The following is a 13666-nucleotide window of genomic DNA, read 5'->3' on the forward strand; positions in this document are numbered from 1 at the left end:
TCTTACAACGTCCAACTTCTTTTTTAAAAGGTATATTTGTACTTTCTGTAGCCTTTATTGTAAAAGATGTCCCCAAAAAAATCCATATTTATTTTTCTTCCAGATGGCGTAGGATTGCGCAACTTTGCATATACCTCATTTCCAGCTATAGGAATGGAGAGCGGTTGGGACATTACATATTGGAATAGCACACCTTTTGATTTGACTTCATTAGGGTTTAAAGAAGTACGACTTGAAGGAAAGGCCTCTCCTAGAACGGACATATATAAACGGGCAAGAAAGGAAATAGAGCTCGATAATTTTATTGCTAAATTTGATGATTCAATCTACAATGCATATCGCTTTAAACCTTCAAACAGAGGATTGAAGAACAAGGTTAAAAATTTACTTGTAGATATAATTTCTAAGAAGTATTCAGGTACTAGACTGAGTACACTTAGAGATAAAATAAAGAAGAGCGAACGAAAAACTCAGTATTATAAAAGCTGTAAGCAGCAGCTGGAAGAAGCACAACCAGATATTGTTTTCTGCACAAACCAAAGGCCTCTGCAAGCCATTGCTCCATTGCTAGCTGCTCAAGATTTAGGGATTCCAACAGTTACTTTTATTTTTTCTTGGGATAACATTCCTAAAGCCACTATGGTGGTCGAAACAGACTTTTACTATGTTTGGAGTGAATTAATGAAACAGCAACTTTTGGATTATTACCCCTATGTAAAAGAGGAGCAGATTGTTATTACAGGATCGCCTCAGTTTGAGCCACATTTCGATGCTTATTTATTACAGTCACGTGAAGAATTCTTAATGAAACATTCTCTTCCCAACAATTTTGATTATATCTGTTTTTCTGGAGATGATGTGACGACTTCACCCCACGACCCTATATATTTAGACCATCTGGCGACCACCATTAGAAATAGAAATAGAAATGAAACGGAATCACCATTGGCCATTATTTTTAGGCGTTGTCCAGTGGATTTTTCTAATCGGTTTGATGAAGTGCTTGAGGAAAATAATGACATCATTTTTAGCATCGCTCCAGCCTGGGAAAAGTTAGGTGATGGCTGGAATACTGCTTTGCCCAAAAAAGAAGATATGGCCTTGCTTACCAATACTGTAGCGCATACAAAATTTGCTGTTAATTTAGGTTCATCAATAGCCTTTGACTACGTAAGTCAGAGTAAACCGGGTCTATATATAAATTACAACCCTTCTGGGATTGAATTGAAGAAGGACGTGCATAAAGTGTATAACTATATTCATTTTAGGTCGATGCCGTCTAAGGATGCTGTTTTATGGGTTAATGGTAAGGAAGATTTTGAGATTAAAATTGATACTGCACTTAATAGTCCGGAGCACACCGTGCTTAAGGCTCGAGAGTGGTTTAAAAAGGTTAATGGTATTCCAGTGCCAGAAGCTTCAAGTAGAATTTGGCAAGCATTTAATAAACACAGTCTATAATGCACATAGCCTTCCTTACTCCAGAATATCCACATCCAGATCTTGCAAAAAGTGGTGGATTAGGAACAAGCATTAAGAATATAGCTACCGCGATGGCAGCAAGAGGATTACAAGTAAGTGTTATAGTTCCATATCAATCTAAGGATTTTACCTTTAAAGACGACGGCATTTCAATTTATGCTTTAGGAAAAAAAGAATATCTCTTTGCAAATTGGTATTTTTATAAAAAGTACATTTCAAAAAAGATAGAGGAACTCTGCACGCAACATAACATCAACTTAATTGAAGGGCCAGATTGGACTGGAATAGGAACCTTTATTAAGTTCAAAGTACCTTATGTAGTAAGGCTTAATGGGAGTGATGCCTATTTTTGTCGTATGGATAGAAGGGTTCAAAAAAGGAAAAATTTTTTTTTAGAAAAGAAGAATTTGCAAAAAGCAAATGCAATTCTTTCTGCGAGTCAATATACTGCAGATATCACTGCTAAGATTTTTAAGTTGAAAAATAAAATTACAACCATACATAATGCAATAGATGTGGAACATTTTGTTCCAAATCATTCAAAAACGAAAAATCAAATTTTGTATTTTGGGACGGTCATTAGAAAAAAGGGTGTTCTTGATATTGCACACGCTTTTAATCTCGTAATATTACAAAAACCAGACACGGAGCTACTTTTCTTAGGTAAGGACGTAATAGACATGCTTTTTTGTGTATCTACTATATCTCTTATTAAGGATATCTTAAGTCCTCAAGCACTGGAAAAGACAACTTTTGTAAATAATGTTCCTTATAAAGAGGTTCAGCAATATATCGCTCAGGCAGGTGTGGTTTGTTTACCCAGTTATGCTGAAGCATTTCCTATGACTTGGCTAGAGGCAATGAGTATGGAGAAGGCATTAGTTACGTCGGATATAGGTTGGGCACAAGAAATGGTGATACACGGTATAACAGGATTTATGGTAAACCCATCTCATCATACTGAGATGAGCGAGTATTTATTAAATTTTCTAAGAAACCCTGATTTAAAAAAAGAGCTGGGAAATGGTGCACGTGAAAGAGTTAAAAGTCACTTTTCAACTCAGGTTATTGTAGAAAAGAATATTGCATACTACAAAAAGCAAATAGGAGTATGATTTTTTTTTATCATAACGGGACTGAAACTACGCAAATTCTAGATGAACACGGTAAAGAATTACCCTTAACTAGAGAAAAATCAATTAGTTTTCAATTTTTTCTAATTGCATCCCAATATCCCGATAAAACAATTTTTTGGCTAGATGAATCTTTAAAAACTCAAGAAAAAATTATAAGAGAAAAACTACTCAAAACTTTTACTCGTAATACAATAATATGCAGCTTAGGCAATATTAAGAATCATTTTTTATACCCAGAAATAGGGTATGTTACAGATAGTCCATTTGCAGCTATTTCTACAAACAATATTTATCCTACTTGGTTAATGTTGGGAACTGCTGGAATTGTCCATACAAGCATTATTAATAAATTTGATAGAAGGGATTATCAAAATACTAGTTTGGAATTTACATTGACATCGGTGGCTAAAATTGCACAAGAAAAAGGTCTTTTTTGCTATCATGTCCCAGATGATATCTTAACGGAACCAGCTAGCAAGAAATGTCAAAATGAGTTCTTTGACTTCGTTGTACAACATTATAAGAGAGTCTGGAGTTTTATCGCTCTGGTATTGATTTCTAAATACAACGGAGTTTTTCCTATTATCGCTTTCGCGAAAGCGCAATTAAAATCAAAGTTAAAAACTGGAAAAACACTAAATTTTCAGCATAGAACTAAGTTCTCTAATTACCACTTAAATTACGATGTTGTCATTCCAACAATGGGCCGAAAGGAATATCTAAAAGATGTATTACTGGATTTATCCAACCAGTCGATACTTCCTGAAAAAGTTATTATTGTCGAGCAAGATCTGTCCCTACAAGGTATGTCTGAACTTGATTACATTTCTAAACAAAGTTGGCCTTATAAAATAGATCACATTATAATAAATAAAGTAGGAGCGTGTAATGCTCGCAACATTGCATTAGAGAAGGTAAGTTCGGATTGGATTTTATTATTTGATGATGATGTGCATATTAATCCAGATTTTATAAATGGGGCGATTAAAGCTATAGAAGATACTAATGGTCTCGCATTTACATTTGCTTGTTTACAAAAAGGAGAACAAGAAGACAGAATGTGGTATTTACAATGGGGAAATTTTGGTTCAGGATGTAGTTTAGTTCATAAAAATATTGCTAGAAATCTACGTTTTGATAAAACTTTAGAGTACGGCTACGGAGAGGATTCGGATTATGGTATGCAAATACGAAACGGAGGTTTTGATATTATTTATGTACCTAAAGTTCAAATTCAACATTTTAAAGCTCCTACAGGTGGCTTCAGGTTAATTTCAAAATTTCCTTGGAGCTTAGAATTAATTCAACCGAAACCTTCTCCATTTATTATGTATCAGCGAAAGAAAAATTATACAGTCGAACAGCTTAGGGGGTATAAGTTAGTATTATTCTTGAAGTTTTATAAAACTTATGGCTTTAAAAATCCTTATACATATTATCGCTATTTTAAAAAAGCTTGGAAAATAAGTGAAAAATGGTCAGAAAAACTTCCATTACATGGCTAAAAAATTCTCACTCATCATATGCACATATATGCGTCCAGAACCTTTGACTACCTTGCTGGACTCGGTTCAAGAGCAGACGGCCTACCCCGATGAGATACTAATCATAGATGGTAGTACTGATGATGAAACAGATATACGCTTTCGCGAAAGCGGAATAAAAAACCTTCAATACTTTAAAGTTTCCTCTAAGCATCGAGGGCTCACCAAACAGCGTAATTACGGAATTAATCGTGTAGAGACGTCCACAGATATTGTTTGTTTTCTAGACGATGATACGATTTTAAAACCGACATATTTTGAGCGTATCTTGGATGTATACCATAAGTTTCCAGAAACAAAAGGAGTAGGGGGGTATATTACTAATGAGGTAGTATGGGAAAAAGTAAAAAAGGAAGATGCAAAGGATATTAATCATTTTTATTATGATAACTACCGAAGAACCGAAGGTAGCCGATTCAAACTGAGAAGAAAATTGGGACTAGCACCTAATACTGCTCCAGGCATACTACCAAAATTTGGACATGGAAGACCCACAAGTTTTTTGCCTCCTTCAGGCAAAATTTACGAAGTAAAACAACTAATGGGTGGTGTATCTAGTTTCCCATTGCAGATTTTAAAGGAAAATAAATTTTCAGAATACTTCCAAGGGTATGGTCTTTATGAAGATGCTGATTTTACTTTTCGAATATCAAAATTAGGATCTATGTATATTCATACAGGAGCAAAATTAGAGCACCATCATGCTTCCTCAGGAAGACCCAACCAATACAATTATGGGAAGATGGTATCTAGAAATGGTTGGTATGTTTGGAAAACAATGTATCCTAATCCAGGCATGGATAATATTTTGAAATGGTATATTATTAGTGGGTTGCTAGCTATAATCCGTTTGACTAATGTTGTGACATCTTCCAGACGCCAAGAGGCACTGACAGAGTTTCTAGGAAGATTAGTTGGGCTTTTGAGTCTTATATTTTATAAACCTAAATTTAAGTAATCTAACTGTGAAATTTCTCGTAATCTCAGATGCGCATCTTATAGAGCAAGGAGGAAAAAAAGTAGCCTATGCTCCTTATGTAAAAGAGATGGATTTATGGATGCCACTTGTAGATCAAACGATATTTGTTTGTCCAAAAAGGATAGATGGAGATCTCTTGGCTCAGCCCTTTATAATTCAAGATTTTGAACAGGTAGGTCTGCGGCGTCTAGAGTTTCACACACCATTGTATGCAATAATTTCCTTCATAACTCTTCCTTACCAAGCGCTTGTATTGTGGAATCAAATGCGTAAGGCAGACCATATACACCTTCGCTGCCCTGGAAACTTGGCATTGCTCGCTTGTTTTGTACAAATCCTTTTCCCGTGGAAAAAGAAAACCGGAAAGTATGCTGGAAATTGGAATCCAAGTTCAAAACAACCTTTTTCCTATAAAATACAAAAGTGGCTATTATCAAACACGTTCCTCACTAGAAATATGAAAGTTCTTGTGTATGGGGAATGGGAAGGAATGACGAAAAATATAAAACCATTCTTTACTGCGACATATTATGCGAAAGAAGCTAGAGAATCAATCAAAAGAGATTTTCAACCACCCTTGAGAGCAATCTTTGTGGGGACTATGTCAGAAAATAAACGACCTTATGAAACCGTTCAACTTGTTGAAAGGTTAAACGATATGGGTCTTAAAATCTCCTTAGACATGTATGGTGAGGGCAACGAAATTGCTAGAATTAAAAGATATATACTAACACATAATCTTGAGCACTTGGTCAGAATTCATGGTAATCAACCAGAAGACATCATTAAAGAAGCTTATTTTAAAAGTGATATTTTAATATTACTTTCCAAAAGTGAAGGATGGCCAAAGGTAGTAGCAGAAGCTATGTATTGGGGAGTAATACCTATTGCAACATCAATATCTTCAGTACCGTGGATGTTAGGGTATGGAGAAAGAGGTGTCATTATTAATAATATAGATTTTATTAAAATGAACTGGATATCAAGTATACTCGATGATACAATCAAACTTTCAGAGATGAGTAAAAAAGCTCAAAAATGGTCTAGACAATACACACTTGATGCTTTTCAGGAAAAGATCAAAAAAATTTTATAAATGAGAGTTCTCCAGCTTATTGATACATTAGAGGCAGGTGGTGCAGAGCGTATGGCAGTAAATATTGCAAATGGTTTGTTGTCTCATAATGTAAACTCTTATATATGTGCGACAAGGCACGAAGGTCAATTAAAATCATCCTTAGCAAGCAGTGTTACATATTTATTTTTAGAAAAAAAAAGTAAATGGGATATACGTGCGTATTTAAATTTTTTCAGGTGGATCAAGAGAGAAGAAATTGAAATAATCCACGCGCATTCTACCTCCATTTATTTAGCAGTCTTGGCTAAAATTAAAAATCCAAAACTTAAAATCATTTGGCACGATCATTACGGTTTGAGTGAGAAACTTCAAGAAAGACCTAGAACTTTATTAAAATTTGTTTCTAAGTATTTTGATCAAGTTATAGCTGTAAATTTTGCTCTAGTCAATTGGTCTCGAGACATTTTGAGCGTTAAGAAAGTAGCATATATACCCAATTTTGCTAGTTTCTCTAATGATGAAATTAAAAAAACAAATCTCATGGGTATAGAGGGCAAAAGAGTGGTTTGCTTAGCAAACTTAAGACCTCAAAAAAATCATATAGAACTTATTGAAGCTTTTAGACAGAGCATTGTTGAATTCTCAGACTGGACACTCCATCTAGTAGGTCAATCATTTGATGATCTATATGCCTTTTCTATTAATGAATATATTAATAACTATAAATTACAGAATAAAGTCTTTTTGTACGGGAGTTGTCAAGATGTCCAGAATATTTTAAATCAATCGGATATTGGAGTTTTAGTGTCTCATTCAGAAGGGCTTCCGGTATCCTTATTAGAGTATGGAAATGCCACTCTTCCTGCAATTGTAACTAATGTTGGACAGTGTGCAGCGGTTGTAGACGAGAATGGTATTGTGATAGATAACGTTTCCCGAGAACTTAAAGAAGCATTACTTAAATATTACAATCTAAGTAATGAGGAAGCTAGTCTCGTAGGTAAACGCTTTCGCGAAAGCGTAAGAAAAAGTTATAGTAAGGAAGCTTTTTTTAAAAAATTAATCCCTATCTATAGACGGTTATTATTTTAGGCAAGTGATAGTATTAAAACAACAGCGCTACATATTATTTATGGTGACTCATATCATCATAGGGTTTTTGATCTATTTCTTTCGATCGCTGTCTCTTGTTTATTTTACTGGAACTATCTTATATTTTGTTTACAATATTATTAAATCTGGCAACAAAAATAATGAAGCATTGATGGCTGCGGCCTATATGACTGGAGGAGAGGTTTTTTTTAGAATGACACAAGCTGTACCTATTTATGAGGCTGGAAAATACTCTGTGATAGCATTCATGTTTATGGGACTTGTTTTTACAGGTACTAGTCGTAAGTCAGGAATATATTGGGTATATATTTTCTTACTGTTACCTAGTGTTTTGGTAGCAGCGATCACTCTAAACTTAGGAACTGATGTTAAAAATGCAATTTTCTTTAATTTGAGTGGTCCCATATGCCTAGGTCTTGCGGCACTCTACTGCATTGATAGAAAAATTACGTATAGACAGCTTTCTGATCTGACTAAATGGATTCTTCTTCCCGTTGTAGCGATGGCGATTTATATAACATTAGGAACTCCAGATTTGAGAGAATCGTTGAGTAGTACTGGCGCAAATTATGCGGCTACAGGTGGATTTGGACCTAATCAAGTTTCGACAGTTTTAGGATTGGGAATGTTTGCGGCTTTAGCACAGTTGGTTGTTCAAAGCAAAAGTCGAGTGCTATTTCTTATGCACCTCATAATCACAAGTTTTTTGTTATATAAGGGAATTATTACTTTTTCTAGAGGAGGTATTTTAACTGGATTTGTTATAAGTGTAGCTTTCTTAATAATTTATTTTGTGGGCTCTAAAGGAAAGGCCCGTGGGCGTATGTTGGTCTATGTAATTTTACTGGTAGGTGTTCTTGTCGGTGTTATAGCTTATAGTTCGTTTCAAACAAATGGCCTTATAAATAAGAGGTATACAAACAGAGATGCTGCAGGACGCCTTAAGAGTGATATAACAACGGGTAGAGGAGAGCTATTAGAAACTGAGCTTTCTGCATTTTATGAAAACCCCTTAATAGGTGTAGGGGTAGGCAAGGTAAAAGAGGTAAGGGCAGAGGAAACAGGTACAATAGCGGCCTCTCACAATGAAATAAGTAGGCTTTTATCTGAACACGGAATATTAGGTGTTGTCATACTAGCTATCTTAAGTATTTATCCATTGATTTACAGATCTCGCAACAGACGTAATTATCTATTTTATTCTGCATTAGGTTTCTGGTTTTTGACTATTAACCATTCTTCTATGCGTATTGCTGCTCCTGCTTTTATCTATGCTTTGTCTCTTTTAAATGTTGTCTATGAAAAGAAAAAATATCCTATACGTAGGCAACGCACTATCGTCTAGTGGAAATACGTTGACACATATTGAATCCCTCAGTCAAGATCTACGGTTTGAGGGGTATAATGTAGTGGTAACTTCAAATAAAAAAAATAAAATTTTGAGAATGGTAGCTATGATTGTTACTTTTTTTAGAGAGTACAATTCTGTTGACTACGTATTGATTGACACCTACAGCACGACCAATTTTTGGTATGCCGTTATAATTGGACATTTATGTCGAATGTATAACAAATCGTACATCCCTATTTTACACGGAGGGAATTTACCCTCTCGGTTAGAGAAAAACTCAAAGGTGTCTAGAAAGTTTTTTGATGGTGCTCATATTAATGTTGCCCCAAGTGATTATTTACTTAACGCTTTCGTGAAAGCAAAATTCTTTAAGCTCATTAAAATACCTAATTCTATTAGGTTATCACTTTATCCATTTCACACACGCAAGATTTTAAGACCTAAGCTTTTGTGGGTTCGCTCCTTTACAGAGATTTACAACCCTATGATGGCTATTTATATTTTAGAAGAGTTATTAAAAATATATCCAGAAGCTTCACTTTCAATGGTAGGTCCAGAAAAAGATGGTAGCTTAGAAAAATGTAAAGCCTATATAGCAGCTAAAAAATTACCGGTGAACTTTACGGGTAAACTGTCTAAGAAGGATTGGGTTTTACATTCCTTAAATTCTGATATTTTTATAAACACCACAAATTATGACAATACTCCTGTAAGTGTAATTGAGGCTATGGCGTTGGGACTGCCAATTGTTTCTACTAATGTAGGGGGTATTCCGTTTCTAATTAATAATAGTGAGGATGGGATACTTGTACCTCGAGATAATGTTATGGAGTTTAAAAAAAGTATTGAATTTCTTATCAAAAATCCAACTGATGCCTATGTAATAGCCAAAAAAGCTAGAAGTAAAGTGGAAGCTTATGATTGGGAGCGGGTAAAAGAATTATGGAACAGACTCCTCTACTAAATTTATGATATATTTACCCTAATTTACTTATCCCCCTTATGCCTTTAATACCAGATATCCATTTCAATATTTCTGAGAGGAGAATTCTACTCCGAATTATGGATGTTCTCATAGTATTGAGCACACTTCATCTCACAAACGTATTTTTTAAGTTTGATTATTTTGAAGTATCAGAAACTAATAGAACTGGTATTCTAGTTCTTGTTTTTTATTTGACTGTATTTGGGACCGTATTTGAGCTGTATTTTTTACCTAAGACTGTCAAGTTCCAGACAATGTTAAAAAATACCATCTTGACAGTATCTTCAACGGTATTATTTTATCTATTAACCCCGTTTTATACGCCCTCACTACCAGATAATAGACTGCAGATTATATATTTCTATGTATCCATGATTGTTGCTATTCTATTATGGAGGTGGTTGTATGTGACAGTTATTGCAGCTCCAAGATTTTATAAAAAAGCTTTGGTAGTAGGAGATTCTTTTGATATTGAAAAAGTAATTTCAAACTTAGAATCTGCAGATCCTAATTATAAAATTGTCGGGTATATCAATACAGATCCCATGACAATAGAAGCTGTAATAACTACAGATATAAAGCGCTATCCTATTGAAAATTTAACTAATACCGTAGTAGAGAATGGTGTGTCTGAAATTATAGTGGCAAGTATTTACTCAAGTGGTGTGACTTTACCGTTATACAATGAGCTTATCATATTGCTTAAAAAGGGATTCCCTATACGGGAATATATGCAAGTATTTGAAGAAATTACACAGCGAGTACCAGTACAGTATGTAGATAAAGATTTTTATAGATATTTCCCATTTAGCAGGAGTAATCAAAACAAGTTCTATAAGTTACTTCATCGGTTTTTTGATATTGCTATGTCTTTGCTGGGTATTCTCATATTTATTTTTCTCTTACCTCTCATTATCTTAGGAAACCTTTTGGCTAATCGAGGTCCTCTTTTTTATAAACAGACCCGTGTCGGGCAAAACGGAAAGCCATTCAGCATCATAAAACTCAGAACAATGATTATCAATGCAGAGGAAGGTGGTGCTCAATGGGCAAAGAAAAATGATACTCGAATTACGTTATTTGGAAATTTTTTGAGAAGAAGCCGTTTAGATGAAATGCCTCAATTTTTTAACATAATGATAGGTGATATGAGTGTAATTGGCCCTCGTCCCGAAAGGCCTGTTTTTGTGAAGGAATTGTCTAAGGAAATACCATTTTATGAAACACGACATATCATAAAACCAGGTCTTACTGGATGGGCTCAAGTGATGGGAAATTACGCAAACTCAGAAGAAGATACACTAAAAAAGCTACAGTATGATCTCTACTATATAAAACACCGTAATTTATTTATTGATCTAAGTATCATTCTCAAAACTATTAGTACAGTCATTAACTTTAGGGGTCAGTAGTTAGCGAGATTATTTGTTTAAGCTAGCTTATTTGTTTTAGGCTTCGCTAATTTAAAAATTAGGAATCTCTTAAGGTTCTCAAGCTTCTCAAAATAAATAGATACCTCATCGTAATTGCTATAAGTAGCGGTAACAAGGCAAATGGATACTTTTGAACACCAATAATCCAATGAAAAAATAATAAAAGCATAAGAATAATTGCCAGTTTCATATATGGGTAAATCCACCTAGGAGGATTAGATTTTGAAATAATAAATGCAGCAAGAATATGAAAAGGAAAGGCCCACAACAAGTTGTAATTCCAAGCTGTTGCCGTATGATCAGTTCCTAACCATAAGAATGAAATAAGTATTCCTATAAAACCAGTGAGTGATAATAGTAAAACATCTAACCATCCTATTTTATATTTTTTAATATAATCTTTATACGTTTTGTATATGATTAAAAGTGATAAAATACTAAAAATGAAAAGTGGAGATAATACAAATATGCTCCCATACGAGTGAGATTCTGTTGGGATGTATGCTGTTATAGTGTCTAAGGTAAAGGGCTTATTTCCTTCAGAAGTAGAGATTTTTGCTTTCGCGAAAGCGGATAATAACTCATTTGGTAAAAATAAGTATTCCTCTGGTGTAGCTTCTCTATCAATAACAGACCCTAAGGCGACATCAATACCTAAGCTACCCCAACTATTCCATGGAATATATTGATGAATAAGATCGCGATGACTCAACCCTTTTTCTTGTTGGCTATAATCCATTTGAAGGGAGTTCCCAAGACCTGAAGCAATTGCGTAGTATGGCCTTGTAGCACAATTATCATAAAAAAAATCGTATTTATAATATTTATTTTCTTCTTGAAGATTATGCATCAAAAACCTAAAAGTTGCTTGACGATTTTCTAAGTCTAAATTGAGTTCTTGTAATTTAATCCAACGTTCTTGAGCTTTATAGTTATAAATAAAATCATCATAAGATGTTGCTGCGAGCTTGTAAAGTAATTTACCTCGAGCAAATTTTAAGTAAAAATTTGGGGTGTCAAAATCAAAAACACCATAGTTAAAGACCACGTTGATATCATTTGATTTATCAAAAACTTGTATTGCTGTATGGCCAAAAGCGTCATAAAGTTCAGGTCCAGGACCAATTGTGATAAGATTGATTTCAGAATCTTCTGATAATACAGGATATTTTAATTGTGAGCTCGCACAAAGAGAACATAAAAAACAAAGGACGACAAATAGTTGTTTCATATGTGTAAAGATAGGCGAGGGTTTGACATCTTGCAATTGTAAATACTATATATTAGAAAAGGTCAAGACATGAGTCTCGACCTTTTCAATTTAATCCTTTAAATAGAATTAATGATTTATGCTAAAACTGCTTGTACTTTATCTGCAGCCTCTTGGAACTCGATAGCACTTTGTACATCAAGACCACTGTTGTCTATAAGCTCTTTTGCGATATCTGCATTTGTACCTTGAAGACGTACAATAATAGGTACACTAATTGTTCCCATATTCTTGTATGCATCTACAATACCTTGTGCCACACGGTCACAACGTACAATACCTCCAAAGATGTTTACTAATATTGCTTTTACTGCTGGATCCTTAAGGATTAATTGAAAAGCTGCTTCAACGCGCTCAGCATCTGCAGTACCTCCTACATCTAGAAAGTTTGCAGGCTCTCCACCAGCTTGTTTAATTAAATCCATAGTTGCCATCGCAAGACCAGCACCATTTACCATACAACCTACATTTCCATCTAGATCTACATAGTTAAGTCCTTTCTCACCAGCTTCTACTTCTACTGGATTTTCTTCACGCACATCACGCATTGCTGCATAATCTTTGTGACGGTATAGTGCATTTGCATCTAACGATACTTTTGCATCTACTGCCATTATTTTATCATCACTCGTTTTAAGAACAGGATTGATTTCAAATAATGAACTGTCAGATTTCTCAAAAGCTTCATATAAAGCAAAAACAAATTTTGTCATTTCCTTAAATGCAGCTCCGCTTAAACCTAAGTTAAAAGCTATTTTACGCGCTTGGAAACCTAGTAATCCCGTTGCAGGATCTATTTCTTCGTGAAAAATCAGGTGTGGAGTTTCCTCTGCCACCGTCTCAATATCCATTCCTCCTTCTGTAGAATACATGATCATATTACGGCCCGTACTACGGTTAAGAAGTACAGACATATAGTATTCTTCTGGTTCATTATCTCCAGGATAGTACACATCTTCTGCTACTAGCACTTGGTGTACTCTTTTACCTTCTGCACTTGTTTGAGGTGTCACTAGATCCATCCCAATGATGTCGTCTGCTATACTTCTTACTTCGTCAAGATTTTTTGCAAGTTTTACACCACCACCTTTACCACGTCCACCAGCGTGAACTTGAGCCTTAATTACATGCCATCCGGTTCCGGTTTCTTCTGTAAGTTTTTTTGCAGCTGCAACAGCTTCGTCTGGTGTTTGAGCTACATACCCACGTTGGATACGTACGCCAAAACTATTTAATATCTCTTTTCCTTGATATTCGTGTAGATTCATAATCTCTATTTAAGGTGCTTAAAATTG

At 34.8% G+C, this 13666-nt stretch carries 11 protein-coding genes; 9 read left to right on the top strand and 2 right to left on the bottom strand.

Annotated elements, in window-relative coordinates:
• Positions 1-66 precede the first annotated feature (66 nt).
• The 9 genes from OD90_RS12740 (at position 67) to OD90_RS12780 (ending at position 11080) form a co-directional block, all read left to right on the top strand.
• Complete coding sequence (locus tag OD90_RS12740) at positions 67-1461, top strand: UDP-glycosyltransferase (RefSeq protein ID WP_144669536.1); 1395 nt, start codon at positions 67-69, stop codon at positions 1459-1461.
• The gene (locus OD90_RS12745; protein ID WP_144669537.1) at positions 1461-2597 is read left to right on the top strand and encodes a glycosyltransferase family 4 protein; all 1137 of its coding nucleotides are present in this window, start codon (positions 1461-1463) and stop codon (positions 2595-2597) included. Before OD90_RS12740 ends, OD90_RS12745 begins: the two co-directional genes overlap by 1 nt.
• Positions 2594-4123, top strand: coding sequence for a glycosyltransferase family 2 protein (locus OD90_RS12750; RefSeq protein WP_144669538.1), 1530 nt, complete (start codon positions 2594-2596; stop codon positions 4121-4123). Before OD90_RS12745 ends, OD90_RS12750 begins: the two co-directional genes overlap by 4 nt.
• Positions 4116-5120: a glycosyltransferase family 2 protein gene (locus tag OD90_RS12755; RefSeq protein ID WP_144669539.1), complete on the top strand. Its 1005-nt coding sequence runs from the start codon at positions 4116-4118 to the stop codon at positions 5118-5120. The genes OD90_RS12750 and OD90_RS12755 overlap by 8 nt, the downstream gene beginning before the upstream one ends.
• A 7-nt stretch (positions 5121-5127) precedes the next feature.
• Entirely contained in the window at positions 5128-6237 is a 1110-nt protein-coding gene (locus OD90_RS12760; protein WP_144669540.1) for a glycosyltransferase, read from the top strand.
• Positions 6238-7311, top strand: a complete 1074-nt coding sequence (locus tag OD90_RS12765) for a glycosyltransferase (protein WP_144669541.1) — start codon at positions 6238-6240, stop codon at positions 7309-7311.
• Between the two features lie 40 nt (positions 7312-7351).
• Positions 7352-8677 carry an O-antigen ligase family protein gene (locus tag OD90_RS12770; protein WP_144669713.1) on the top strand — a complete coding sequence of 442 codons (1326 nt, stop codon included), beginning with the start codon at positions 7352-7354 and terminating at the stop codon, positions 8675-8677.
• Positions 8631-9647 (top strand): glycosyltransferase family 4 protein, encoded by a 1017-nt coding sequence (locus OD90_RS12775; protein WP_144669542.1) that lies wholly within the window; start codon positions 8631-8633, stop codon positions 9645-9647. The genes OD90_RS12770 and OD90_RS12775 overlap by 47 nt, the downstream gene beginning before the upstream one ends.
• A 98-nt stretch (positions 9648-9745) precedes the next feature.
• The gene (locus OD90_RS12780) at positions 9746-11080 is read left to right on the top strand and encodes a sugar transferase (RefSeq protein WP_315897478.1); all 1335 of its coding nucleotides are present in this window, start codon (positions 9746-9748) and stop codon (positions 11078-11080) included.
• 58 nt (positions 11081-11138) lie between these two features.
• On the opposite strand, the gene OD90_RS12785 is transcribed toward OD90_RS12780, so the two are convergent.
• Positions 11139-12332 carry a DUF4105 domain-containing protein gene (locus OD90_RS12785; protein ID WP_144669544.1) on the bottom strand — a complete coding sequence of 398 codons (1194 nt, stop codon included), beginning with the start codon at positions 12330-12332 and terminating at the stop codon, positions 11139-11141.
• A gap of 116 nt (positions 12333-12448) precedes the next feature.
• Positions 12449-13639, bottom strand: a complete 1191-nt coding sequence (gene sucC / locus OD90_RS12790) for an ADP-forming succinate--CoA ligase subunit beta (protein WP_144669545.1) — start codon at positions 13637-13639, stop codon at positions 12449-12451.
• Positions 13640-13666 lie beyond the last annotated feature (27 nt).

The organism is Dokdonia sp. Hel_I_53 (assembly GCF_007827465.1).
GTDB lineage: Bacteria > Bacteroidota > Bacteroidia > Flavobacteriales > Flavobacteriaceae > Dokdonia.